This is a genomic window from Caballeronia sp. LZ035 (assembly GCF_031451175.1).
Taxonomy (GTDB): Bacteria; Pseudomonadota; Gammaproteobacteria; order Burkholderiales; family Burkholderiaceae; genus Caballeronia.
Genome location: NZ_JARUXS010000002.1, coordinates 638,778 through 663,519, shown reverse-complemented (window position 1 = coordinate 663,519; position 24,742 = coordinate 638,778). Strand labels below are relative to the sequence as shown.

26 protein-coding genes are annotated in these 24,742 nt (G+C 62.3%); 12 read left to right on the top strand and 14 right to left on the bottom strand.

Annotation, left to right across the window (positions count from 1 at the left end; genetic code table 11):
* The first annotated feature begins 638 nt into the window (after positions 1 to 638).
* Positions 639 to 1,544 (top strand): alpha/beta hydrolase, encoded by a 906-nt coding sequence (locus QCE88_RS18560; RefSeq protein WP_409018190.1) that lies wholly within the window; start codon positions 639 to 641, stop codon positions 1,542 to 1,544.
* A gap of 343 nt (positions 1,545 to 1,887) precedes the next feature.
* Positions 1,888 to 2,097: an NAD(P)-binding domain-containing protein gene (locus tag QCE88_RS18555; protein WP_309904774.1), complete on the top strand. Its 210-nt coding sequence runs from the start codon at positions 1,888 to 1,890 to the stop codon at positions 2,095 to 2,097.
* A 4-nt stretch (positions 2,098 to 2,101) separates the two neighbouring features.
* Here the strand turns inward: QCE88_RS18555 and QCE88_RS18550 are convergent, their stop codons facing one another.
* Entirely contained in the window at positions 2,102 to 3,592 is a 1,491-nt protein-coding gene (locus QCE88_RS18550) for an FAD-dependent monooxygenase (protein ID WP_309904772.1), read from the bottom strand.
* Positions 3,593 to 4,011: 419 nt separating this feature from the next.
* On the opposite strand from QCE88_RS18550, the gene QCE88_RS18545 reads away from it, so the two are divergent.
* Positions 4,012 to 4,935, top strand: coding sequence for a DnaJ C-terminal domain-containing protein (locus QCE88_RS18545; RefSeq protein ID WP_309904770.1), 924 nt, complete (start codon positions 4,012 to 4,014; stop codon positions 4,933 to 4,935).
* Positions 4,936 to 4,940: 5 nt separating this feature from the next.
* The gene (locus QCE88_RS18540; protein WP_309904768.1) at positions 4,941 to 5,279 is read left to right on the top strand and encodes a chaperone modulator CbpM; all 339 of its coding nucleotides are present in this window, start codon (positions 4,941 to 4,943) and stop codon (positions 5,277 to 5,279) included.
* 197 nt (positions 5,280 to 5,476) lie between these two features.
* On the opposite strand, the gene QCE88_RS18535 is transcribed toward QCE88_RS18540, so the two are convergent.
* From QCE88_RS18535 to QCE88_RS18525, 3 genes are all read right to left on the bottom strand, one after another.
* Positions 5,477 to 6,136 (bottom strand): NADPH-dependent FMN reductase, encoded by a 660-nt coding sequence (locus QCE88_RS18535; RefSeq protein WP_309904766.1) that lies wholly within the window; start codon positions 6,134 to 6,136, stop codon positions 5,477 to 5,479.
* Positions 6,133 to 7,173, bottom strand: a complete 1,041-nt coding sequence (locus QCE88_RS18530) for an LLM class flavin-dependent oxidoreductase (protein WP_309904764.1) — start codon at positions 7,171 to 7,173, stop codon at positions 6,133 to 6,135. The genes QCE88_RS18535 and QCE88_RS18530 overlap by 4 nt, the downstream gene beginning before the upstream one ends.
* A 114-nt stretch (positions 7,174 to 7,287) precedes the next feature.
* The gene (locus QCE88_RS18525) at positions 7,288 to 8,031 is read right to left on the bottom strand and encodes an SDR family NAD(P)-dependent oxidoreductase (protein WP_309904763.1); all 744 of its coding nucleotides are present in this window, start codon (positions 8,029 to 8,031) and stop codon (positions 7,288 to 7,290) included.
* Positions 8,032 to 8,254: 223 nt separating this feature from the next.
* On the opposite strand from QCE88_RS18525, the gene QCE88_RS18520 reads away from it, so the two are divergent.
* On the top strand, positions 8,255 to 9,652 hold the full coding sequence (locus QCE88_RS18520) for an aspartate aminotransferase family protein (protein WP_309904761.1): 1,398 nt from the start codon (positions 8,255 to 8,257) through the stop codon (positions 9,650 to 9,652).
* 10 nt (positions 9,653 to 9,662) lie between these two features.
* Here the strand turns inward: QCE88_RS18520 and QCE88_RS18515 are convergent, their stop codons facing one another.
* Positions 9,663 to 10,538 carry a MurR/RpiR family transcriptional regulator gene (locus tag QCE88_RS18515; RefSeq protein ID WP_309904759.1) on the bottom strand — a complete coding sequence of 292 codons (876 nt, stop codon included), beginning with the start codon at positions 10,536 to 10,538 and terminating at the stop codon, positions 9,663 to 9,665.
* Positions 10,539 to 10,673: 135 nt separating this feature from the next.
* On the opposite strand from QCE88_RS18515, the gene QCE88_RS18510 reads away from it, so the two are divergent.
* Genes QCE88_RS18510 through QCE88_RS18490 form a run of 5 tightly spaced genes read left to right on the top strand, consistent with a single transcriptional unit; the run spans position 10,674 to position 15,395 of the window.
* Positions 10,674 to 11,447 (top strand): 3-oxoacyl-ACP reductase FabG, encoded by a 774-nt coding sequence (locus QCE88_RS18510; protein ID WP_309904757.1) that lies wholly within the window; start codon positions 10,674 to 10,676, stop codon positions 11,445 to 11,447.
* 19 nt (positions 11,448 to 11,466) lie between these two features.
* A complete protein-coding gene (locus QCE88_RS18505) occupies positions 11,467 to 12,369 on the top strand; it encodes an ABC transporter permease (protein ID WP_309904755.1) in 903 nt (300 codons plus the stop codon).
* Positions 12,366 to 13,211, top strand: a complete 846-nt coding sequence (locus QCE88_RS18500; protein ID WP_309904753.1) for an ABC transporter permease — start codon at positions 12,366 to 12,368, stop codon at positions 13,209 to 13,211. The genes QCE88_RS18505 and QCE88_RS18500 overlap by 4 nt, the downstream gene beginning before the upstream one ends.
* Positions 13,208 to 14,293, top strand: coding sequence for an ABC transporter ATP-binding protein (locus tag QCE88_RS18495; RefSeq protein WP_309904751.1), 1,086 nt, complete (start codon positions 13,208 to 13,210; stop codon positions 14,291 to 14,293). Before QCE88_RS18500 ends, QCE88_RS18495 begins: the two co-directional genes overlap by 4 nt.
* A gap of 43 nt (positions 14,294 to 14,336) precedes the next feature.
* Positions 14,337 to 15,395: an ABC transporter substrate-binding protein gene (locus tag QCE88_RS18490; protein ID WP_309904749.1), complete on the top strand. Its 1,059-nt coding sequence runs from the start codon at positions 14,337 to 14,339 to the stop codon at positions 15,393 to 15,395.
* Between the two features lie 69 nt (positions 15,396 to 15,464).
* On the opposite strand, the gene QCE88_RS18485 is transcribed toward QCE88_RS18490, so the two are convergent.
* The 7 genes from QCE88_RS18485 to QCE88_RS18455 all read right to left on the bottom strand — a co-directional run bounded on the left by QCE88_RS18485 (position 15,465) and on the right by QCE88_RS18455 (position 21,866).
* A complete protein-coding gene (locus QCE88_RS18485; protein ID WP_309904747.1) occupies positions 15,465 to 15,647 on the bottom strand; it encodes a hypothetical protein in 183 nt (60 codons plus the stop codon).
* 6 nt (positions 15,648 to 15,653) lie between these two features.
* Complete coding sequence (locus QCE88_RS18480; RefSeq protein ID WP_309904745.1) at positions 15,654 to 16,208, bottom strand: carboxymuconolactone decarboxylase family protein; 555 nt, start codon at positions 16,206 to 16,208, stop codon at positions 15,654 to 15,656.
* Positions 16,205 to 17,542: an AtzE family amidohydrolase gene (locus QCE88_RS18475; protein WP_309904743.1), complete on the bottom strand. Its 1,338-nt coding sequence runs from the start codon at positions 17,540 to 17,542 to the stop codon at positions 16,205 to 16,207. The genes QCE88_RS18480 and QCE88_RS18475 overlap by 4 nt, the downstream gene beginning before the upstream one ends.
* A complete protein-coding gene (locus QCE88_RS18470) occupies positions 17,526 to 17,693 on the bottom strand; it encodes a hypothetical protein (RefSeq protein ID WP_309904741.1) in 168 nt (55 codons plus the stop codon). Before QCE88_RS18470 ends, QCE88_RS18475 begins: the two co-directional genes overlap by 17 nt.
* Entirely contained in the window at positions 17,690 to 19,033 is a 1,344-nt protein-coding gene (locus tag QCE88_RS18465) for an aspartate aminotransferase family protein (protein WP_309904739.1), read from the bottom strand. The genes QCE88_RS18470 and QCE88_RS18465 overlap by 4 nt, the downstream gene beginning before the upstream one ends.
* A 66-nt stretch (positions 19,034 to 19,099) precedes the next feature.
* The gene (locus QCE88_RS18460; RefSeq protein ID WP_309904737.1) at positions 19,100 to 20,416 is read right to left on the bottom strand and encodes an MFS transporter; all 1,317 of its coding nucleotides are present in this window, start codon (positions 20,414 to 20,416) and stop codon (positions 19,100 to 19,102) included.
* A gap of 13 nt (positions 20,417 to 20,429) precedes the next feature.
* A complete protein-coding gene (locus QCE88_RS18455) occupies positions 20,430 to 21,866 on the bottom strand; it encodes a D-aminoacylase (RefSeq protein WP_309904735.1) in 1,437 nt (478 codons plus the stop codon).
* Between the two features lie 104 nt (positions 21,867 to 21,970).
* Between QCE88_RS18455 and QCE88_RS18450 the strand changes: the two genes are divergently transcribed.
* Positions 21,971 to 22,867, top strand: coding sequence for a LysR family transcriptional regulator (locus QCE88_RS18450; protein ID WP_309904733.1), 897 nt, complete (start codon positions 21,971 to 21,973; stop codon positions 22,865 to 22,867).
* 81 nt (positions 22,868 to 22,948) lie between these two features.
* Here QCE88_RS18450 and QCE88_RS18445 read toward each other — a convergent pair whose 3' ends face one another.
* Positions 22,949 to 23,365 (bottom strand): cupin domain-containing protein, encoded by a 417-nt coding sequence (locus QCE88_RS18445; protein WP_309904731.1) that lies wholly within the window; start codon positions 23,363 to 23,365, stop codon positions 22,949 to 22,951.
* 16 nt (positions 23,366 to 23,381) lie between these two features.
* A complete protein-coding gene (locus QCE88_RS18440; protein WP_309904728.1) occupies positions 23,382 to 23,708 on the bottom strand; it encodes a carboxymuconolactone decarboxylase family protein in 327 nt (108 codons plus the stop codon).
* A 111-nt stretch (positions 23,709 to 23,819) separates the two neighbouring features.
* Between QCE88_RS18440 and QCE88_RS18435 the strand changes: the two genes are divergently transcribed.
* Positions 23,820 to 24,710 carry a LysR family transcriptional regulator gene (locus tag QCE88_RS18435; RefSeq protein ID WP_309904726.1) on the top strand — a complete coding sequence of 297 codons (891 nt, stop codon included), beginning with the start codon at positions 23,820 to 23,822 and terminating at the stop codon, positions 24,708 to 24,710.
* Positions 24,711 to 24,742: the final 32 nt, after the last annotated feature.

Sequence of the window (24,742 nt, the reverse complement as noted above, 5' to 3'; positions counted from 1 at the left end):
CGTGAGCGGATAGTGACCGCTCGGCTGAGTGAAGGACAGTCTAGTCATCGACCAGGACATATCGTGTCCTCCATTTGCGTGAATCAGCGACGAGCGTGACAGCCGTCAGCAGGCGGGCACGCGTTATCCTTGGCCAGAGTTCGCGACGTCAGCGCTCGTTCCGGCGCACACCAGGGAGGCCGCTCAAGAAGCCAAACCAGGTACGGGACGAATACTGCTTCGATGAAAAATGGAGCCTGGAGGCCGGAGGCCGGAGGCCCACCCAGGGAATGTCTCGGGATTCAGCCGGCGTGCTGCATCGGCTCAGTGATACAGATTGAGTCGGCTGCACGCTCTCAGCGAGCGCCGGGGCCGGGACGAATGGCGAATTGTCGCTGTATGAGCTTATGCCTTTTGCAAGCAGCGGCAAACATGGCGGCCCGTCGATCACGGAGAATGATTCGTGTAAGCGGGAGGGAGATTGCGACGTTCCCTCGGACGCAGATTATCCGGAATCGGCCAATTCGACGGCACAACCCTCCCCCCATGCTTGGGCATGTGGTGTACGCACATTCGGCTCTCACGTGCATCCGGGGAGGTTGGATTCCCGCATCGAAGATTTCAGCCTGCTCGTGCAAGCCCCTCATCTGGATCGACATATGACTCTTGTCCGGGCCCGCGCCCGTCGTTTTGCATCTGGCGTAGCTTGCTTGTCTGCGTTAGCACTATCTGCCGCGTGTAGTCCCGTCACGCTCGTCAACGCACTGACTCCGCGAAGCGACTACGTCGTCTACCCCGACCTGCCTTACGAGAGCGGTGAGCGTCATTCACTCGACGTCTACGTGCCCAAGGCAACAGCCATGTCGAAGCCCGCCAGGCCGCTCGTGGTCTTCTTCTACGGCGGAAGCTGGCAGACGGGCCAGCGTCGTGACTATCGGTTCGTAGGCGAAGCGCTCGCCTCGAGAGGCTATGTCACGGTCATACCCGACTACCGGCTTTATCCGCAAACGACGTTCCCCGGATTTATGGACGATGCCGCCGCTGCTGTCTCGTGGGCGCGCGCCCATGCTGTTGAATTTGGTGCGGACCCTGACCGACTATTTCTCATGGGCCATTCGGCCGGCGCGCAGATCGTGATGCTCCTCATGACCGACCGGCACTACCTGACGGAACGCGGTGTCCGCGTGCCGTCATTGGCAGGCGCGATCGGTCTCGCTGGACCGTACGACTTCCTGCCCTTGAACGATGCCAAGCTCGAAGCGATTTTTCCGGCGCCGCTACGTGAGGCGAGTCAGCCGATCAATCACGTCGACGGGCATGAGCCGCCGATCTTTCTGGGCGTCGGCACAGGAGATCACACCGTCGATCCAGGTAACACCACTCGCTTCGCCGCGCGGCTCCAGGCGACGCACGATCGCGTTGTGCTCAAACGCTATGCCGACGTGAATCACGCAATGATCGTCGGGAGTCTGGCGCGGCCGGTGCGAGCTCTATCGGCATTCGTGAGGGTGGCACCTGTTCTGGACGACGTTTGCGCGTTTATCGACAACCAGTCTTCGCCATGACCAGGTTCGCGACGGCCTTTCTCGACGGACCCGGGCCAGGACCCGACTGCCGCGGCAAAGCCGGCTTCCAATGTACGGAACTCATCGTGCCGGCTGGTTGACCGCGATTCCTGCTCTCCGTCGATGTCCACGGCATCCGGCAGGCTGCGGCCTTCGGCACGTTCGCCGAACGGGCATTCGTGCGCCGGCCGCCCGGCACGCCTCACGGACCGATCCGCTCCGAGGGCGGATGCGTCCTGCTCGAGATGCATTACTTCCCGGACTGAGCTCCGCCGGATCAACCGAACGTGCGGCCCTGCGGCCTTGCGGCAGCATACGACGCGTATCCACGATCAGGATTTCCATGCCGAACAAGACAGCAATTGGCTTCATCGGGCTCGGTCAAATGGGCGGCTCGATGGCCGGGCGCCTCCTTGCCGACGATGTCGCACTACCTATCCACGACCCTTCTCCGGCGGCGACCAGCCGGTTCGTCACCCGAGGCGCGATCGCGCATGCTTCACCCCGTCAGGTCGCCGATGCCGCCGCGATCGTGTTTGCCCGCCTCCGCTGATTATCTAAGAAGCGCGGTTATCGATTCGAGATGAACCTGACACTCGACCAAGATAAGCTTCAATTTCGGCAATGCCCTGAGATGAGCACGCAAGGTATCCATCCGGGCGCACAAGCGAGAGGGTATCGGGATGCAGCGGCGGCTGGATATTCGCATCGAGCAGGCCAGGGAACCTGTTCACGAGATGTTCGACACCACTGTTCTGCGTCCCAAACAGAACGAACACAGGTCGAGTGCCCGAACCCACTGGAGGCCGGCCTTCAACGGGAGGCACTCTTTGTCCAGGCCTTGCACCGCCATGATGCGGACCGTTGAGTGGACTATCGGGGTAGTGGATCTCGACCTCGGACATCTGTTCCGCAACTCCACGAGAGAAGTGCGTGAATCCCAACGCGAAATGCGCGGCCAGATTGCGAAGCTGCTGTGCTACCGGATTGCGAATCGTGGCAACGGCAGTCAGCCGTTCAGCCGCTTTCAGTACTGCATCTCCGACCGAACTCCGTTCAGGACTGTAGCTGTCGAGCAAGGACTCGTCGGCATCACCCTTCATGACGAGCGCAAGTTTCCAGCCAAGATTCATCGCGTCCTGCATGCCGGTGTTCATACCCTGTCCGCCCGCCGGGCTGTGGATATGAGCCGCGTCTCCGGCAAGGAACATATGATTTTGTCGATAGCTTGCGACTTTACGGCCGTTTATACGGAAGCCAGACAGCCAGATAGGCGCATTCAGCCTGGTTCCGGCGGGGCCACGCCTATCCACGAGCTCCTGCACCTGATCGAGCGTCGGCGTCGGCGGAATGGAACTTTCAGTGGGCGGCAGGTCGCCAATCACTCTGTAACGTCCTGGCTGGATCGGGAAAATAAGCAGGACGCCGTCCTTATGCCAATGAATCGAAGCGTCAGTGTCCGAACGAGGATATCCACTCATGTGTACGTCAGCGAGAAACCAGTCGCTCAACAACGTCTCCCCCGCAAAAGGAACGCTCATGGCATGGCGTACTGTGCTGTGCGCACCGTCGCAACCGATCAACCAATCAGCGCGCACTGTCTCTTTTCGAGCGTCGGGATGGACCAGGACTGCATCCGCACCTGAATCGTCAGGCACGATCATCGTTGCCTCGACGCCGCGCTCGACGCTGATTCCCTGACTGATCAGCCGCTCCTCCAGCAGCCGCTCGGTCTCTGACTGTGGCAGCGCCAGCGCGTAATTGTGCAGGCTTGGAATCGAATCCATGGCAACCCGACCCACCACTCGATCGTTGGCAATGAAAGTGACGCCCTCGAGTTTGAAGCCAGCATCGACGAACGGTTGCGCGCCGCCCACTCCCCGATCAAGAAGTTCGAGCGTTCTGCTCCAGAGCACCATGGCTTTGGACTTGTCGGTTCGATGCGGCGCCTTGTCAACGATACGAACAGGAATGCCGTAGCGGGCAAGTTCGGATGCAAGCGTCATCCCTACCGGGCCAGCACCCACAATGAGCACAGAGATAGTCATGTATCTGTCGTCCTATGCAGATCACTCAAGCGGTACCCGGAGAGTATAGGTGTTCGCGATAACGCGGAGAGCAATGTGTACGGCATTGTTGCGCTGAGTTCCAACTGTCAGCACGCCGAGCATCCAGCCTGAGCCGTGCCATGCCATGCGACACTGAATGGGGTCTTTCCGAGCTTCCAAGCGTGCCTCACTCAATGATCAGCCGAATAGGAAGTTCTATCCATTGCTGCTGAAAACCGCGTGACTGCTGTCCTGACATCGTCGAGGATCAGGCACGAAAACTCGCGCACGTCATGATCAGGTGCGGACCTTGGCGGGAAACATGTTTCGTTGCTTCCTTGTATAGTAGGCCGTCGATTGTCATGCCTAGCCGATAGGCCATCACCCCGAAGTCGATTGACTGGACGATAAGGGAAACGATGAAATACAGGGACTATTACGCCCTCATGGGCGTTCCGCGAAGCGCTACGGAAGCGGAGATCAAGACCGCTTATCGCAAGCTTGCGCGCAAGTTTCATCCGGACCTCAACAAAGAGGCCGACGCCGAGACGCGTTTCAAGGAGATCGGCGAGGCCTATCAGGTTCTCAAGGATCCCAAGCAGCGAGCGGCGTTCGACGCGCTGGGCACCGGCTTCAAGGACGGCGAGGACATCCGCCCTCGCGCGGAGGCGAGCGGCGCATACGGCAGCGATGGCGGCACACAGGATGCGGAAGACTTCTTCGGCGATCTGTTCGGGCGGCACGCGCGCCAGTCGGCACGCTCCTACGCGCCCGAGTGGCCCGGTGAAGATCTTCATGCCAAGGTCGCCGTGAGCCTCGAGGACATCTACAACGGCGCTCAACGGACTTTGTCCCTGCAGACGCCCGTGGTTGACGATCAAGGGCGCGTCACGTATCAAACGCGCACACTCGACGTAGCGATACCGAAAGGCATTCTCGACGGGCAGCGTCTGCGGCTCGCGAGTCAGGGCGGTCTTGGCGTAGGCCAAGCGCCGCGAGGCGACCTGTATCTGGAGATCTCTGTCGAGACGCCCAAGCGGTATCGCATCGACGGACGAGATGTGACCACCGATCTTCCCCTGGCGCCCTGGGAAGCCGCGCTCGGTGCGGAAGTCGTTGTGCCGACGCCCTCGGGAGACGTCACCGTGACCGTTCCCGCAGGATCATCGGCCGGCCGGCGTCTCAGGCTCAAAGGACGGGGCATTCCTGGCAATCCTCCCGGCGATTTCTACGTGATGCTGGGCATCGTCCTGCCTCCCGCGGATACCGACGCCAAAAAGGCCGCCTACGCCGCGATGCGTCAGGCGCTCGATTTCGAGCCGCGCGCGCATTTTTACAGGTGACCATCATGAATGGAAACGATCCTTCTCATCTGCACGGCGAGATCGTCGAGGAACGCGTCGAGTTCACGACAATCGAACTGTGCCGCATCACCGGTGCGTCGCACGAAGATTTCGCCCAATGGGTCGAAGAAGGCGCATTCGAGCCGCAGGGTGCGCGCGTGGAAGAGTGGCGCTTCAGCGGCACATGCCTGCGCCGCGCCATCACCGCGCAACGTCTGAAGACCGATCTGGAGCTGAACGCGCCGGGCGTCGCACTCGCGCTGGATCTGCTGGATCAGATCGAGGCATTGCGCAAACAGCTTGGGCGTTACGGCGACCACGGCAAGGTCGACGACGCCGGTTGAACATGCCCGGGACGGCGCCTGATGAATTGATCGTTGTCCGATCACTCTGTCGAGCAGATCGGTCAGATCGATTCCGACCTTCGCTGTGTCCGGCTGCTCGTCCGGTGCCGGCCCCTCGCGCTCCGGGAGTCAATTCATCGGGTCTTCATTTCGCTCATTCCACGAAACGTCGGGCTTCCCCTTCCCTCTGCCTCAGCTCACGCCCGAACCACATTCCTGCGCGCGAACATGGTCACCTGTTGCGCCATCAGTTGCACTTGGTGTTCGATGGATTTGTCGCTCAACCGTTGATCTGCCGTGAACACCGGCAAAGACGTATTGACGACCACTCCGATCGGCGATGGCCAGGCGCGCAATGCGTGCGCAATCGAGCGCAACGTCGTGAGCGTCTGCACCGCGGCCTGCCAACCGCCCGCGCAACAGATGCAGCCCATTGGCAGGCCGTCGAGATAGACCCGTGAATCGTTGCGCAATTCTTCGGTGTAATCGAGCGCATTTTTCAGCAGACCCGAGATCGAGCCGTGATATGCGGGCGATCCCACGATCAAACCGTCGCAATGACGCACGGCATCGATGAAACGAATGACACGCGGATCGCGTGATTCGACATGCGGTCCGACATAGTGAGGAAAGTCGAGATCGCTACCACCGAAAAGCATGGTCTGCGCACCCGCAGACTCGGCGACTTCAAGCGCGAGCCGCACGATGCGCTCGGTGGTCGAGCACGGCCGCATCGTGCCGCCAATGCCGAGGATCCGGGGTCGCCGCGGCGTGGTGTATTCCCATGGATCAATCTGTTTGACGGTATGTGCCGTGTTGCTCTCTGGCGCGAGATCGATCTGCATGTCGCGGCTCATGACTGACTCTGCAGACGTGGAATGACCTGTTCGCCGAAATCACGAATCGAACGCAGCACGTCGTTCTGCTCGACGCCCGGGATCGCCATGAAGCAGCTCATGTGCGTCAGCTTGAGCGTCGCGATCTCGTCGCGCAGGCGTTCTGCAACCGTATCGGCATCGCCGATCAGCAGTCGCTGTTCGATTTCATCGAGCGGCGGCTCGCCTTGTGCGGGCGTTTCCTTCAGGAACGAGCCGTCCAGTTCGCCGTACTTGCCGCGCATCGCCGTCGCGATGCGGCGAATGTAGCGCGCGCCATCGGCGGCCTTGCGCGCGACCGACTTATCGCTGGTGATGCACACGTAGCGCTGCGTCGCAAACGACATTGCGCTTTCTGTGCCGCCCGCTTCCACAAAGGTCTGCACGACTTTCGCGCGCGTCGCGGCGATCTCGTCGAGCGAATTCCAGCCGGTCGTGAAGAACGGCACATAGCCGCGCTGCACCGACCGGCGTTGCAACTCGATATCGCCGCCCATGCCCGCAACGTAGATGGGCGGACGCGCTTGTACGGTACGCACGGAGAAATGCGTTGGCGGCAGGCGCGTGTACTTGCCGTCGAACTCGATCTCGCCGCCCGCCAGATATGTGTCGAGCAGATCAAGTGTTTCGAACAGATGTGCGCGTGAGGTCGACAGATCGACGCCGAACTTGTGGAACTCGTATTCCTGATAACCGGTGCCGAAGCCCAGTACGAGACGTCCACCGCTCAACTGATCGGCGACGCCGATATCTTCGAGCAAACGGATGCGCTCGTAGAGCGGCGCGACGATCACCGCCGGCCCGAGCTTGATGCGCTTCGTCTGGCCCGCCATGTAGGTCGTCATCGTCATCGGCGACGGACACAGGCAGTAGTTGGAAAAGTGATGCTCGGCAAACCACGCGATCTCGAAGCCGGTCTCGTCGGCGACCTTGACCTGATCGAGCGTTTCGCCGTAGATACGGGCGGGCGTCTTGTCCTTGTCGCGCTGCGTGTTCAAGCAGAATAGTCCGAAGTGCATGCTAGAGACTCCGTAGTCGGCTTTGTCATCGACGAAACCCGCCAGTGCGATGCGGGCAAATGAAACACACGATCAACACGACGCACCGCGTTTCAACCTGTCTGGTGGCCGCTTTCAACGCATCAGCGCGCCGCCGTTTGCAAGTACGCTTTCTCCGACCACATAACGGTTGCGCCGCGACGCCAGGAACAGCACTACTTCGGCGATGTCTTCCGGCTCCGCCGGATGGCCGACGGGAATCGCCTTGACGCGCTCCTCGATCCAGCCTTTGGCTTTCGCTGTTTCCGTCGCGATCATCCCCGGACTCACCGCGTTGACGATCACGCCGTGAGGCGCGAGTTCGACGCCCATCGTGCGCGTGAGACTGACAATTGCGCTCTTGGCGGCCGCGTAGTGCGGCAGTGTCGGCTTCGGCCGATACGCGTCGGTGGATGCAATGTTGACGACGCGTCCGTAACGATTGCGGATCATCAGATTCATCAGCGTGCGCGTGGCGAGAAACACGCCGCTGACGTTGAGATCAAAGGTCCAGTCCCAGTCCGCGCGCGTGATGTCGGCAAGCGATCCGTAGCGCCAGCCGCCTGCGTTGTTGACCAGAACGTCGAGCCGGCCGAACTGCGCGTCGACCGTATCGCGCAAGCGCACCAGCGCCGCTTCGTCGGTGACGTCGGTGACGACGCAGGTGGCGCGGTGGCCACTCCGAGCGAGCGCGTCGGACGTTTCGCGCAGCTTCGCTTCTTCACGATCGACCAGCACCACGGCACTGCCGCGCTCGCACAAAAGCGTTGCGACCGCGCGGCCCAAACCCTGCGCCGCGCCCGTGACCACCGCTACCTGATTGTCGAATTCGACAGACATGCAATCTCCTTCGCCGTTGCCATCGCTAACGTTCCAGGGAGGTCGCCACGGTTGCACTTCCGACCTCTGAAACGACTATAAACCAATGATTTCAGACTTTCAATGTGTGATTCATTTGCTTCATTTTTTCAGATTGGCTGCTATAGTGAATTCGCAGGCACAGTTGATCTCTGTTGAATTTCCGTCCGATGTTTGCCGCTCAAACGACGAGGCCAAACTCATCATGCAGATGCATCCGACGCGCAGCGCCAGCCCCGCAACAGACGGATCGTCGGCGGACACGGCCGTGTTCCATCGCGCGCCGAAATCGACGATGCGCGTCGCGGTCGCGGGCGATGGCGTTTATGTGATCGACGACGCCGGCAAGCGTTATCTCGACGCCTCGGGTGGCGCTGCGGTCAGCTGTCTCGGTCACAGCCATCCCGCGCCGATCCACGCAATCCAGCAGCAGGCAGCGCGCCTCGCGTTCGTGCACACGGCCTTCTTCACCGGCGCACCGCTCGAAGAACTCGCACATTTGCTGATCGACAGCGCGCCCGGCGATCTGTCGCACGCGTACTTTCTGTCGGGCGGTTCGGAGTCGATCGAGGCGGCGATCAAACTCGCGCGCCAGTACCACTGGGAGCGTGGCGAACTCGGCCGCGATCAGATCATTTCGCGGCGGCAGAGCTATCACGGCAACACGCTCGGTGCGCTCAGCGCGGGCCACAATCCGGCGCGCCGTGAACCATTTGAAGCAATCCTGCGTCCATCGATCCACGTGTCGCCGTGCTATGCGTATCGCGGCGCCGAAGCGGGCGAGAGTGCGGCGCAATACGGCGAGCGCCTGGCCGCCGAACTCGAGACGCAAATCCAGCGGGTCGGGGCGGATCGCGTGATGTGCTTCATCGCCGAAACGGTATCGGGGGCGACGCTCGGCGCGGTGGAGCCTGTCGAGGGTTATTTCCGGCGCGTGCGCGAGATCTGCGACCGGCACGGCATTCTGCTGATCCTCGACGAAGTCATGTCTGGCATGGGTCGCACCGGCACGCTGCACGCGTGCGAGCAGGAAGACATTGCGCCTGACATTCTCGTGATCGCCAAAGGCCTCGGCGCAGGCTATCAGCCGATCGGCGCAATGCTGGTTTCAGACCGCGTGTTTCAGACCGTACTGGGCCAGAGCGGGTTCTTTCGACACGGTCACACGTACACCGGCCATCTGACCGCCTGCGCTGCCGCGCTCGCAGTGCAGAAGACGATTCGCGAAGACCGGCTCCTCGACAACGTGCGCATGCGCGGCCAGCAACTCAGGCAGGCGCTGCACGAGCGCTTCGGCGCTCACCCCCACGTCGGCGACATTCGCGGACGCGGCCTCTTCTACGGCCTCGAATTCGTCTCCGATCGCGCAAGCAAGACGCCGTTCGATCCCGCTTGCCGCGTCGCGCCGATGTTGAAGGAGATCGCGCTGCAACATGGACTGATGTGTTATCCGGGCACCGGCACGATGGACGGCCGACGCGGCGATCACGTGCTGATCGCGCCGCCGTTCATCGTAAGCGAAACGCATATCGCCGAACTGGTCGACAAGCTCGACAGGTCGCTCGCGGTGGTCTTCGATGCCGCCGCGCGCCATGCAAGGTGAAGTGCGTTGTCTAGCGCGAGTAAACGCCGAACGCGTCGAGCTGGTTTTCGCTGCGCCGGATCTCCGCCATCGTTTCGTCGGACGCGTCGGCGAGCAGCAGCGCGGTGAGCGCCTGCGCGGTCGCGAGTCCCGGCAGGATGGTTTGAAAAAGAGTCGGCGACTCGTTCGGCACGATCAGGTTGGTCTGGTTTTTCTTCGCGATTGGCGACACCACGCTGTCCGTGATGGCGATAACTTTCGCGCCGCAGCTGATTGCAAATTCGACGCCCTTGATGGAACTGACCGTGTACGGCTGATAGCTCAGCGCAATCAACACGTCGCCACGGCCGATATTGCGCAACTCGTCCGCGAAGGTGCCGCCCAGACCGTTCATCAGGATCACGTTCGGCATGAACATCTTGCAGACGTAAGCCGTGTAGAACGCGACCGGATACAGGCTGCGCTGCCCCAGGACGTACACCTTGCGCGCGGCGCGGATCCGCTCGGTGGCAATGTTGAGCTGCTTGTACAGCGTCTCGTCGAGCATCGACTGAAGATTGGCAACTTCCTGACGAAACACGCTCTCGAACAGCGCGTATTTCGGGGAACTCTTCGCGATGCTCTGCACGGTGTGCGCGCGGCCGGACCACGTGTCGCCTTTGGAGCGGTTTAGCCAGTCGCGGAACTCGTCGCGGAACGCGTCGTAGCCGTCGAAGCCCATTTCACGCGCGAGGCGCAGCATCGACGTGGGATGCACGTTGGCACGCTCGGCGGCGGTGCGCATTGAATAGAGCGCGATTTCCTTGGGCTTGCTGAGCACGAAACGCGCAGCTTCCTTCAGGCGTGGGCTCAACGATTCAAACTCGCTCTCGATGCGCGCGAGCACTGCGGGAGTGGTGGTAGACAACGATGCACCCGATGGTTAGAAAATGCCGGTCGTGAGGCGACGCTAAGCCTGACGTCGAAAATTTAAAACAATTATTGCAATATTGACAACCTGATTCAATTGCATCAACATCATTTTACGCCTCAGGAGACGGATATGACTTGTGCCGTGTCGGGTCTGCTCAAAGATCAGGTCGCACTCATCACGGGGGCTGGACGCGGCATGGGGCGTGCGCACGCACAACTGCTCGCCGCCCAGGGCGCGCAGGTGATCGTCCACGACGTGTTCGAAGAGCGCGTGCAGGAGACCGTCGCCCTGCTCGAACCGCTCGGGGTCAGCACCATGGCGGCGGTCGTCGACATCGCCGACATCACGGCGATGACCGCCATGGTGAAAGACGCGGAAGCGCGGTTCGGCAAGATCGATATTCTCGTCAACAACGCCGGTATCAGCGCGGATCGCGCCGGTATCGCCGAAATCGACGAATCGATGTACGACCGGATGTTCGACATTCACGTCAAGGGCGCTTTCTTTGTCACGCGCGCGGTCGCGCCGGGCATGGTCGCGAGAAAGCACGGCTCGATCATCAACATCTCGTCCATCTGGGGGCAAGTCGGACATCATTTCGGCTCGACTTATTGCGCCGCAAAAGCCGCCATGCTCGGTTTCACCAAGGCGTGGGCGAAGGAATTCGCACCACACGGCGTCACGGTCAATGCCATCGCGCCAGGCGGCGTCACCAGTCCGATGGCGATCGAAAAAGACGGCCTTGCGGCGGTGCAGGAACGCATGAAAGCCGTGCCGATGGGTCGCTGGGCAGAACCTGAAGAAATTGCGCATGCCGTGCTGTATTTCGCATCGCCGCATTCGCGTTTCGTGACCGGACAGGTCATCAACCTGAGCGGCGGCCAGACCATCGTCGGAATCTGAGTCAGAGGACGGGATTGCGATGTCGAGGCCTCCAGACACTTGCGTTACCGCACCACAATGGACCGGCACCCGGTCGCGCTCGGCGCGTCGCTGGACGACCATGCGGCTGTACGTCCTGATGCTCGCGCTTCCCGCCGCGTTCTTCCTCGTGTTCTTCGTGTGGCCGGTGCTGCGCGTCATCGCCCGCAGCTTTCTCGAACCGTCCGTCGGCCTGTCGAACTACCGCACGATCGTGCATCAGGCGCCGTTTCTGTCAGTGCTGGCGCAGACCTTTGCAATCGCCGCCAGCGTCACGGCGATCTGCCTCCTGCTCGCCTATCCGCTCGCGTTCTTCATCTCGCGGCAGCGCGGCTTTGTCGTCAAGCTGGCGACGGGGTTGATCATGCTGCCGCTGTGGACCAGCGTGGTGATCCGCAGTTACGCCTGGATGGTGCTGTTCCAGCGCGATGGCATGGTCAATCAAGTGCTGCTGAAAACCGGCATCGTCGATGCGCCGGTGCGCATCCTGCAAACCGTGATCGCGGTCGAAGTGGGCATGGTGTACGTGCTGCTGCCGTTCATGGTGCTGCCTATTCTTGCCGCGATGCGCAACGTCGATCTCAACCTGCTGCAAATGGGCCGCGTCCTCGGTGCGCCGCCGCTGCGGCTCTTCTTGCGCGTGTATGTGCCGCTCACCGCTTCGGGCGTGACCGCCGGCGTGACGCTGGTGTTCATCACCGCGCTCGGCTTTTACGTTACGCCCGCGCTGCTCGGCGGCAGCAAGGGCACAATGGCTGCGGTGCTGATCGCCGATCAGGCCTCCACGTATTTCAACTGGCCGCTTGCTTCGGCGCTGGCGACGGTCCTGATGTTCGCGACGATCGCCGTGTATTTCACGTACCACCGTCTGACGCGGATCTCGCCGGCGAGGTTGTTTCAATGACGCCCGCCGACCGCTATGAAGCGCTGGGTTCGGGCCTCTCGCGCGGCGCGTTGCTCGCGTATTCGATCGCCATCTTCGCGTTCATTCTGGCGCCGATCATCGTCATCACGGTCGGCTCTTTCGCCTCCACGCTTTATCTGTCGTTTCCGCCGCAGAACCTGAGCCTGCGCTGGTATCACGAACTCGGTCAGGAATCGCGCTGGGCGATTGCCGCATGGAACACGCTGAAGATCGGTGTGCCGGTCGCGCTGATCTCCGTCGTGCTCGGCACGCTGGTCGCACTCGGGATGGTGCGCAGCCGGTCGCGCGCGATCGAAGTGCTCGGCATCGGTTTCATCGCGCCGATGATGCTGCCTCACATCATCATCGCGATCGGCCTGTATCCAACCATTGTCGATTTCGGCCTCGCCAACACGTATCTTGCGGTGGTGATCGGTCACGTGGTGGTGTCTGCGCCTTTCGTCGTGCTGACCGTGACCGCGTCCTTGCGCGACTATCCCGAGACGCTGGAGATGGCCGCCATGACGCTCGGCGCGAACCGCTGGCGCACCTTCTGGCGCGTCACCTTTCCGATGATCCGGCACGGCATCGGCGTAGGCGGGCTATTCGCGTTCGCCACGTCCTTCGACGAACTGATGCTGTCGCTCTTTCTGACCGGCCCCGAAACCGAAACGCTCCCGCGGTTGATCTGGGAGCACCTTTTCTACACGCTGACGCCGGTCGTGGCGGCGGCATCGACGTTCATTCTCGCGTTCTCGATCGTGCTCATCCTGCTTGCGGTGTTTATCCGCCAGGGAGCCGTGGAATCCACCGAAGTCAGCGGAGGCGCACGCAAATCATGAACGGAGCCCGAGTCGAGCTGCGCTCGATCTGCAAGAAATACGACAACGCGTGTGTCCTGGAACCACTCGATCTGGTGGTCGAGCAGGGAGAGTTTTTCGCGCTGCTTGGCCCCAGCGGCTCGGGCAAGTCGACGCTGCTCGGCACGATCGCCGGATTCATTCCGCCGAGCTCCGGCGAAGTGGTGGTCAACGGCGACGACATCACCGGGGTGCCGCCGCATCGCCGCAATCTCGGCATGGTGTTCCAGAACTATTCGTTGTTTCCTTATCTGACGGTGTATCGCAACATCGCGTTTCCGCTGGAAATGCGCCGCGTACGTCAGAAAGAGATCAAGCAGGCGGTGGCGCGCGTGCTGGACATGGTGCAGCTTTCGCATATGGCCGACCGCTTGCCCGCGCAACTGTCGGGCGGCCAGCAGCAGCGCGTCGCGCTCGCGCGCGCGGCCGTCTATGATCCGCCGCTGCTGCTGATGGACGAACCGCTCGGCGCGCTCGACAAGAATCTGCGCGAGGACTTGCAGCAGGAGATCCGCGAGTTTCATCGCAAGGTAGGCGCGACCATCATCTACGTGACGCACGATCAGTACGAGGCCGCTGCGATGGCCGACCGCCTTGCGATCCTGCGCAATGGCCGCATCGAGCAATGCGGGTCGCCCCATCATCTGTACAACTATCCCGGCAATTCATTCGTCGCGGGATTTCTCGGCGAGGCGAACCTGTTCGAGATCACGTCGAAGCGGGAAAGTATTGAAAATAACGGCGCGGACGTGATCGCCGAAACGCGGCAAGGCGTTCGCCTGGTCGCCGCGCGCTCGCCGCAGGATGACTCCACGATCGCTTACATTCGGCCGGAAAGCATCGTCATCAATCCGCCCTCGAGCGCCACACTCGCCAACGTGCACGACGCGACTGTCGACGACATCGTCAATTCGGGCGGATCGCTCCGTTACCGGTTGCGCGTGACGGACAACTGCGTGTTGACGGCGCGCAAACCGAATGACCGATCGATTGCCAACCTGCCGCTTGGAGAGAAGATCCGATGCGCGTGGGACAGCAAGGAAGTCGTGTTCGTACCGAGATGAGACCAGCCGTCAAACGAGAAACGACCGTTGAGTGGGAGCGATCATGAATACGAAAATCAGTGTTTCCCGGCGCAAATTGCTGATGCAGGGGGCGACCACAGCGGCGGCGGTCGCGTTGGGCGGCAACTGGTCGATTGCGCGCGCAAAGCCGTCGAAGCTCGTCGTGGCGACGAGCGGCGGCGCGCTCGAGGCGGCGTACAAACCGGCGTACTACAAACCGTGGATTGCCAAGACCGGTATCGAGATTGTCAGCACGGCGAACACGTACGCGAAGCTCAAGGCGATGATAGATGCGAACGCCGTCGAATGGGACGTCGCGCAGCTCGACGGCGCGGTCGCCGCCACGTTCGCCCAGCAGGGGCTGCTCGAACCGCTCGACTATTCGATCATCGACAAAGCGCCGCTGCTCGCCAACGCGGCAAAGCCGAATTATGTGATTTCGGACGTGGTCGGCTGTGTGGTCGCGTGGAATACCCAGCGCGTGACGAAGGCACAGGCACCCGAGAACTGGGCCGACGTATTCAATCTGAAGCGCTTTGGCGGCCAGCGGGGCTTCTGGAAACAGGCGTACCAGACGCTCGAAATTGCGTTGCTCGCGGACGGCGTGCCGAAGAACAAGCTCTATCCTCTTGACGTCGATCGCGCGCTGAAGAGTCTGGAAAAAATCCGCTCGGAGATTTTCTGGTGGGGCAGCGGCGCTCAGTCCGCGCAGATTCTGTCGAACGGAGATGTATCGGCGGAAATGGGCTGGAACGGCCGATTGATCGATCTGCGCAAGAGCGGCGCGCCGCTCGACTATCACTTCAACGATTCGTTGTTCGTTGGCGATGCGTGGGTCGTGCCGAAAGGATCGAAGAACAAGAAGGAAGCGATGGAATTCATCGCGGTCGCGCTCGACGCCAAAAATCAGGCGACGTTTGCGGGCGTGATCCCGTACGGACCGACCAACAAGAACGCACTGCAATACATCGACAAGGCGCGCATGCCCGATTTGCCGTCGTCGGAGCAGAACTACAGCCGTGGCGTGTTACAGGATTTCGACTGGTGGGGCGCGAACGGAGCGGCGACCGGCGCCAAGTTCGATCAATGGCTGCTGGGATAACCTGGAAAAGAAGGTCATCTATCTGGCCCGTGCCGCTGAAGACTGGCAGCCGATCCGGATGCCCCGCCCTCAATGATGGATCGCGATACGCTCGGCGGCATCGTTGGCGACATTTTTTCTTTGCGGACGCGACGCTAACGCGGCGCTTCTGCCAAGTCCACGGTCCTGCTCGATATGTGCCGCACCCTCCAGACGATGCCGCCGCTCTACGCCGAACTCAACGACCAACCGGTCGAGTAACACGTTTTCCATCGAGGCTCATTCGGCGAAGGGCAGCTCCGTTTGCCCTTCGGCCCGCATTTCGAAGGTGTTGAGCGTCATCGCGACGAGCGCGTAATAACCCAGCAAGCCAACCAGATTCACCACCACCGCATGCCCGAAGCGCGCGACCGCTGCGTCATAGGTTGCGTCGCTCACGCGCTTCGTTTCATAGAGCTCGGTCGCGAAGTCGAAGATCAGCTTGTCGTCGGCATCGGCGAAAGTCGGGGGCTGGTTCGTGCGCAGCGCTTCGGCGAGATCGGCGGGCAGGCCTGCATCGAGCGCGATCGGAAGGTGGATGTGCCATTCCGCCTGCGAGCGCCAGCGCGCCGCTGTTATCAGAATGGCAAGCTCGGACTGGCGCAGCGGCAGGCCCGTTTTGTAGCGGCAGAACGCGCCGAGCGCCTGCGCGTTCTGCGCAAGCTCCGGACTGAAGATCCAACCGAGGAATGGACCGTTGAGGTTGCCGCGCGGACTGCTCAGGATGTTTTGCAAGACGGTTTTCTGCTCGCTTGATGCGGTGGCGATGTCGAAGTCGGGAAGTCTCTTGCTCATGTTTGGCTCGCTGTTCCTGAAAAGTGGCTCAACCCTCGCTCGACGCGGCGCGCCGCCGCGAAGCACGCGGCTTCGTCAAACGAGGCGCCGATGATCTGCACGCCCAGCGGCAGGGCGTCTTCGCGCAACACGGGCGCGACGATGACGGGAAGACCCGCGAAGGATACAGGTTGCGTCAACATGCCGAGGTGCTTCGCGGGCTCGAGTGCGTGATCGCCGACCACGACAGTCGCGTCGGTGAAGCGCGGCGCCGCGAACGGTGTGCACGGTGCAAGCAGAATATCGAATCGGTCGAAGAGCCGTGACATGCGTGTGCGAAAGCGCCGCTGATAGCGCAGCGCCTGCGCGTGCCAGGTGCCCATACTCAACGTCCCGGCCAGCAGGCGCGTGCGCAGGCGTGACGATACGTTTTCGTCGGGCGCATCAAGAAGCTTGCCATGCGCCGCGGCAACCTCGACGTTCGAGATGATCGTCGCCGCGCCGCGCACGCGTTGCATCTCGGCTTCCGGCATATCGATGATCTCATGCGGCCCGAAGATCGACGCGCTTTCGATGACGGCGGCCCACGCGTCGCGCGAGGCGTAAGTCCGGAAATACCCGCCCAGGACGGCGACCCTCGGAACCTCGCGGCGTTCATCCGTCGCGCTGCCGTCGAGCGCCGCATACAGCGCAGCAAGGTCATCGACGTTGCGCGCAAAGCCGCCGATGCAATCAAGCGAATCGGCATAGGACAGCACGCCGCATCGCGACAGTCTTCCGAAAGTTGGCTTCACGCCCCACACCCCGCACAAAGCAGCGGGCGCGCGAATCGAGCCGTTCGTGTCACTGCCGAGCGCTAGCGGGACGCAACCCGCCGCGACGGCCGCCGCCGATCCTCCCGACGATCCTCCCGTCATGCGCTCGATATCGCGCGGATTGCGCACGTTGCCGAAAAAGGGATTTTCGCCGGTCGCGCCGCACGCAAGTTCGTCCATATGCGTGGTGCCGACCAGTACGGCGCCCGCCTGTTTCAGACGCGCGATCGCTTCGGCGTCACGCGTCGCAGCAGGGGTATCGAGCCGCGCGCGTGAGCCTGCGATCGTTGCGTGGCCTTCGACATCGAACAGGCTCTTTGCGGCGAAGGGCACGCCTGCGAGCGGACCCGGATCGATGCCGCCTGCGATGCTCTCATCAATGCGCCTCGCCTGGGCAAGCGCTTCGTCGTGGAATACGTGATGGAACGCGTTGATCGCAGGATGATTGCGTGAGATGGCCGCGAGCGTGTCGCGGATCACGTCGATCGCCGAGCGTCGCTGCGCGCGCACGTTGGCGGCGATATCAAGCGCGCGGTTCATCGTCGCCGGGGTCCGCTTGATCGAGCGCGATGTCGAGTTGCCGCGCGCTCGCGTGCATCGTGTCCAGCAGCGCGGCGACATCGCGCAGCAATGCTTCGGGCACGACGATGCCGAGTGTCGCAGCCCATGCTTTCAGCGAAGCGTCGTTCATGCCGCGTTCGCACGGATCGCGGAAAACGCGCCGTCGAGCGCATCCGAAAGACGCTCGACGATGGTCTCGATCTGCTCGCTCGTCGTGATGAACGGCGGTGCGAGCAGGACATGATCGCCCATCCGGCCATCGACGGTACCGCCCATCGGATATACCATCAGGCCGCGTTTCATCGCCTCGCTCTTGATGACGCTGTGCAGCTTGTGCTTCGGATCGAAAGGCGTCTTGCGCTCGCGGTCCTGCACGAGTTCAACACCGGTGAAGAGGCCGCGCCCGCGCACGTCGCCAATGAACGGATGCTGTGCGTGCCGCTCGCGCAAGCCTGCGCGCAGTTGCTCGCCGCGCGCCTTCACGTTGTCGAGGAGCCTGTCTTCGGCGATGACCTTCTGGACTTCGAGCGCCGCCGCGCAGGCGGTTGCATGACCGATATAGGTGTGTCCATGCTGGAAGAATCCCGAACCGCCGACGATCGTGTTGAATATCTCGTCGCTCACGAGCGTCGCGCCGATTGCCTGATAGCCCGCACCGAGCCCCTTCGCGATGGCGAGAATGTCGGGCGACACATCGTCCTCCTCGCACGCGAAGAGATAGCCCGTGCGGCCCATGCCCGACATCACTTCGTCGAGGATCAGCAACACGCCGTATTTGTCGCAGACCGCGCGGATCTTGCGGAAGTAATCGCGCACCGGAGGCACCGCGCCCGCCGTCGCGCCGACGACCGTTTCCGCGACGAACGCGGCCACCGACTCCGGTCCGAGTTCGAGAATCTTCGCTTCGAGCTCATCGGCGAGGCGTTGCGCAAAGACATCGTCCGACTCGCCCGCGCGTTGCTCGCGATACGCAAAACAGGGCGTGACGTGATGCGCCTCGATCAGGATCGGCAGGAACGGCTCGCGACGCCATGCGTTGCCGCCGATCGCAAGCGCACCGAGCGTGTTGCCGTGATAGCTCTGCCGCCGCGCAATGAAGTGCCGGCGCGCCGGCTGGCCCTTTTCGACGAAATACTGGCGCGCGAGCTTGAGCGCGGCTTCCATCGCTTCGGAGCCGCCCGAGACGAAATACACGTGGCCGAGATGCTTCGGCGCGGCATCGACGAGGAAGTTGGCGAGTGCTTCGGCGGGTTCTGTCGTGAAGAACGACGTGTGTGCGTAGGGCAACTGCTGCACCTGACGCTGAATGGCTTCGATCACGCGTGGATGGCTATGGCCGAGACATGAAACGGCCGCGCCGCCGCATGCATCGATATAGCGTTTGCCGGTCGAATCGACGATTTCGACGCCGTCGCCGCGCACGGCGACGGGAAGCCTGGCGCGCGGCGCGCGATGAAATACCGTGGTCATGGTTCTGCCTTTCAGGTTCGATCAAGTGCGAAATGCAAGGTGCAAAGTGCGAAGTCCGTGCGCAACTCAGTGCGCCGTCTTGATGTAGCGCGCCGGAATGGCAAGGATCAGCAAGGCGGCGAGAAACAGCGTGATGGCGAGCAGCGCGACGCCCGTGGTCGTGCTGCCGGTGATCTGCTTGAGAAAGCCCATGATCGACGGCCCGACGAAGCCGGCGACGGCCGCGCCCACGTTGACCAGACCCGCGCCGCCGGCCGCCGCCGTGCCCGCGAGAATGCGCGAGGGCAAACTCCAGAACATCGCCAGCGTGCTCATGATGCCGGCGACAGCGACCGTCAGACAGGCGACCGCCGCCACCGGCGCACCCGAAGCCGCCACGCTGCCGAGCAGCGCGATGCCGCCGATGAACACCGGCACCGCCGTGTGCCAGCGACGCTCGCGTGTCTTCACGGAATGCTGCGCGTTGATGACCATCGCGGCAGCCGCGACGAGATAGGGAATCGCGCTGACCACGCCGATCTCGAAGTTGGAGCGATGGCCGAGCGCCTTGATCATCGTGGGCATCCAGAACACAAGACCGTAGTTGCCGACGTTGTAGAGAAAGGAGATCGCGCACAGGAGCCACAGCGTCGGCTCTTTCAACGCGGGAAGCAGCGTCTGCTTCTTGTCCGACGACTCCCGCGCGAGCTCGCTCTTCACGACCGTGAGCTCCTCGGGCGAGAGCCAGCTTGCGTGCTCGATGCGATTCACGACCCTCGCGAACAGCACGAAACCGAGCACGACAGCAGGCAGGCCTTCGATCGGGAACATCCACTGCCAGCCGTTCATGCCCCAGCCGCCGTGCGTCGCGTCCATGATCCAGCCCGACAGCGGACCGCCGACGATCACGCCCAGCGGCATCGCGAGAAACAGCAGGGACATCACCTTGCTTAACCGGTACGACGGAAACCACAAGCCGAAATACGCGATGACGGCCGGAAAGAAGCTGGCCTCCGTCAGGCCGAGCAGGAAGCGCAGCGCATAGAACGTGGTCTGGCTGCGCGTCGCCAGCGTCGCGATGGAGACGATGCCCCACGCGATCAGCGAGCCGCCGAGACACGCCCGCACCCCGACGCGCTTGACGAGATAACCCGCGGGCACCTGAAGCAGCAGATAGCCGACGAAAAACAACCCCGCACCGACACCGTACGCGGCTTCCGTGAGATTCAGGTCGGTCATCATCTGCAGCTTCGCGAAACCGACGTTCACGCGGTCCAGATAGCCGAAGAAATAGCACAACAGGATGATCGGCACGACGTGCAGCGTCACCTTGCGATACACGGTGTCGGCGGACAGCGCGAGCGGCGCGGCGGCGTGTGAGCTTGTCTGATGGGGAGTGGCCATATCGGTCTCTTGTTTATCGGCGGTTCTTGCGCAGCGCGCGGCCGGGTCTCGCACCGGTCGGCTCACCGTGAGCGATGACGGGCGCGCCGTTCACGATCACATGCTCGATGCCTTTCGGCGCGAGCTTCGGTGCTTCGAACGTGGCGCGGTCGATGACTTCGGCGGGATCGAATACGACGAGATCGGCGTAGCTGCCTACGGCGACATGCCCGCGTCCCTCGATGCCGAATTGCTCGGCCGTGAGGCCCGTCATCTTGCGCACGGCCGTTTCGAGCGGAAACAGCTTCAGTTCGCGCGAATAGTGGCCGAGCACGCGCGGGAACGTGCCCCACAGACGCGGATGCGGCGCGCTGTCGTTGGGCAGCCCGTCGGAACCGACCATCGTCTTTTCATGACGGAAGATGCGCTGCACGTCCGCTTCATCCATGACGAAATAGATGGCGCCGGCCGGCTTCAGGTCGTCGATGGCCGCCTCGATCGAACCGTCGTAGAGCGGCAGGATATCGGCGAAGTCCCTGCCCGCGAGTTCCGGCCGCTTCGTCGACCAGGCGAGCATCACGCGCGAGGACTGACGGATGCGGTCCGCCCGCAGCATCGTCGAGGTCGCCGGATACGGATGACAGTCGAGGCAGAGCGGCTGGCGCTCGCCTTGCGCATCGATCAGCGCGAGCGTTTCGACCGACCGTCCATGATTCTCCTTGCCCGCGACCTTGTGATGCGAAAGCACGAGATTCGCGCCGACCGCCTGGCCAATCGCGAAGGCTTCTTCCATCGAGGGAACGATGTCAGCGGTTTCGTCGCGCAGGTGCGTGGCGAAGACGCCGGGGTAATGCGCGAGCGGTGCGCAGACGTCGATCAGTTCCTGCGTGCTTGCCGATGCGGCCGGCGGATAGAACGTTCCCGACGACACGCCGAACGCACCGGCTTGCATTGCCGCTTCGACATCGGCCGCCATGCGTGCGCGTTCCTCGGCCGTGGCATCTCGTGCGAGATCGTCCATGTGACGTACGCGCAAGGTCGAATGTCCGATCAGCGCCGCCACGTTCACGGCAGCGGGTGCACGGTCGAGTGCATCGAGATAGTCGGCGAAGCTGTCGTACGCGAAGCGCTCGGGCACGCCGAGCAGATCGAGGGGCTGGGGAACGGCAGCGGCGCGCAAGGGTGCGAGACTGATGCCGCAGTTGCCGGCGATCACCGTGGTCACACCCTGCACGACCTTGGGCGTCACGTCCGGATGGGTGAGCACGAAGGCGTCGTCGTGCGTATGGCTGTCGATGAACCCCGGCGCGACGATCTTTCCCGTCGCGTCGATGGACCTGTCCGCACTCGCTGCCGACAGATCGCCGATCGCATCGATGCGCTCGCCGTTCACGCCGACATCGGCGCTGAAGCGCGCGTTGCCCGTGCCGTCGATGACTTCGCCGTTTCGAATGATCAATTGAAAATGCATGAGCCCTGCCCGCTTGGTGATGACTTTTTGTTTCGGTCACAATGCTCGTCTACCAAATTAGCAGCGTCCAATGCCGGTTTTTCAAGGATTCATGCGAAACAGTAATGAAAGTCGAAAACTCGGAACTCGAAGCATTTGTCGCGGTGGCGGAGCTTGGCAGCTTTCAGAAAGCAGCCGACAAGCTGCACCTCACGCAACCCGGCTTGTCCCGGCGCATTCAGAAGCTGGAGCAGGCGCTCGGCGTGGAGCTGTTTCACCGGACCACGCGCAGTGTCGCGTTGACGGGCGTCGGCCGCCAGTTCCTGCCGATGGCGCGTCAGCAAATCTCGCAATTGGGCACGATGCTGTCGTCGATTCGGGAGATTGCCGAGAAGCGCTTCGGCAAGGTGCGGCTGGCGAGCATACCGACGGTCGTCAGTCGCGTGCTGCCGGATGTGTTGCGGCACTATGCGCTGAAGTATCCACAGATCGGCGTGCAGATCTTCGACGGCAATCACGACTTCGTGCTCGGGCAGGTACGGGCGGGGCTCGCGGAATTCGGCATCAGTCTCGATCCCGGCGACGACGAAGATCTCACCTTCGAGCCGTTGCTCGCCGATCGATACGTGCTGGCAGTGCATCGCGAACACGAATGGGCGTCGCGCGAGAGCGTGTCGCTGCGCGAGCTTCCGAACCTGCGTGAGGCGCGCTTCGTCATTGGCGGGCGTGACAGCGGGAACCGGCTCTTGCTCGAACTGCTGCTCGGACACGAGTCGATGAGTCTGCGCTGGTTCTACGAAGTCGAGCACATCTCATGCGTCGTCGCGCTCGTCGATGCAGGGCTCGGCTGCGCGATCGTGCCGTCGCTTGCGGTGTCGGCGCACTTCGCGCCGAACATTCGCGCGATCACGATCGCGAGTCCGGAAGTGCAGCGTTCTATCGGCATCGTGAAGCATCGGCATGTGTCGATGTCGTCCATCGCCGCCGATCTCTGCGGACTGCTGCAGACGTCGCTTGGCTAGCTTGAGGGGTAAGCGTGTCGCGGGAGGGGCGCGGGCTTTGCAGTGCGGGGCTGGCGGCCGTGCCCTTGTCGCTCCCCTGCATCAACAGGCTTGCCCGGCCGGTCCAACGCGATATTGCTCGTCCGTCACCGGTTCGAGCCACTCGACGTTCCTCCCGTCGAGCGCCTCCTGAATGGCGATGTGCGTTACCGACGTCGTCGGCGACGCACCGTGCCAATGCTTGTGACCCGGTGGGCACCAGATCACGTCGCCCGCACGAAACGCCACGATGGGCCCGCCTTCACATTGCGTCCAGCCACAGCCTGCCGTCACCAGCAAGGTCTGGCCAAGAGGATGGGTATGCCAGTTCGAGCGCGCGCCTGGCTCGAAGGTGACGCTCGCGCATGACGTCCTCGAAGGCGGTGGTGGAGCGTTCAGCGGGTCGATGCGAACGATGCCGGTGAACCATTCAGCCGGTCCCTTGATCGACGGTTGCGAACCGGGTCTTTTGATTTCCATACGGTTCTCGCAGTGGTCAGGCTTTCGTCGCCGTGAACAGCTCCTTGAGCTTCGACACGGTCGACATCGCGTTCGGCCAGCCCGCGTAAAAAGCCAGATGGGTCGTGAGTTCGATGAGTTCCTCCTGCGTCACGCCATTCTCGATAGCGCGCGGAACATGAAAGTTCATCTGCTCGGTCTTGCCGAGCGCGATGAGCGCAGCGCAGGTTACGAGGCTGCGGTCGCGCTTGCCGAGTTGCGGACGCTCCCAGATATCGCCAAACAACACCTCATCGCTGAGTTCGGCCAGCCTCGGCGCCACATCGCCAAACGATTGACGCGCAGCCGTGGGCTTTTCAGACATCCTGTTTCTCCTGTTGGCAGCATCGAACGATGCGTCAGTGTCATTCTGACGACGACCCGCGCGGCCGACTAGAGACTAGAATGCACTAAGACTTATGAACAAGGCTCATCAATGTTGCGTGAAAACCTGGCTGATCTCGTGGCGTTCGTTGCCGTTGCGCGGGATGGCAGTTTCACCCGTGCGGCAGCCCGACTTGGCGTCACGCAAAGCGCACTCAGCCATACCGTACGCGATCTGGAAGCGCGTCTGGGCCTGCGGCTTCTCAGTCGCACGACGCGCAGCGTGGCGCCGACGGCGGCCGGCGAGCGGCTTCTGGAAACCATTGCGCCACGTCTCGAAGAGATCGAGAGCGAACTCGCCGCGGTGATCGAAACACGCGACAAGCCCGCCGGGACGATTCGCATCACCGCCACCGACTATGCGATCGACACGATTCTCTGGCCGCGCATCGCTCGCATGCTGCCGGACTATCCCGACGTCAAGGTGGAGTTCGTGATGGACTATGGCCTGTCCGACATCATCGCGGACCGCTTCGATATCGGTGTCCGCTGGGGCGATCAGGTGGCGAAGGACATGATTGCCGTCCGCATCGGCCCCGATATGCGACTGGCCATTGTCGGTTCGCCGGGCTACATCAGCCGCTACCCGGCTCCGAAGCAACCGAAGGATCTGGTTCACCACAACTGCATCACACTGCGTCTACCGACGCGCGGCGGCCTGTATGCGTGGGAACTGAAGAAAGGAAAGAAGGAAGTCCAGGTGCGCGTGGACGGGCAGCTTACCTTCAACGGCACCTATCAGATGCTGAACGCGGCGCTCGACGGTGCAGGGCTCGCGTTTGTTCCGGAAGACCTCGCGCAGCCTCACGTCGCGGCGGGACGGCTCAAGTATGTGCTCGAAGACTGGTTCCCGACGTTCCCGGGTTTGCACATTTTCTATCCAGCGCGCCGCGGATTTTCGAGAGCGCTCACTGTCGTGGTGGATGCACTGCGCACGTCGTAGTCCTCGGCCTTCGCCCGCATCGATTCCAGCGC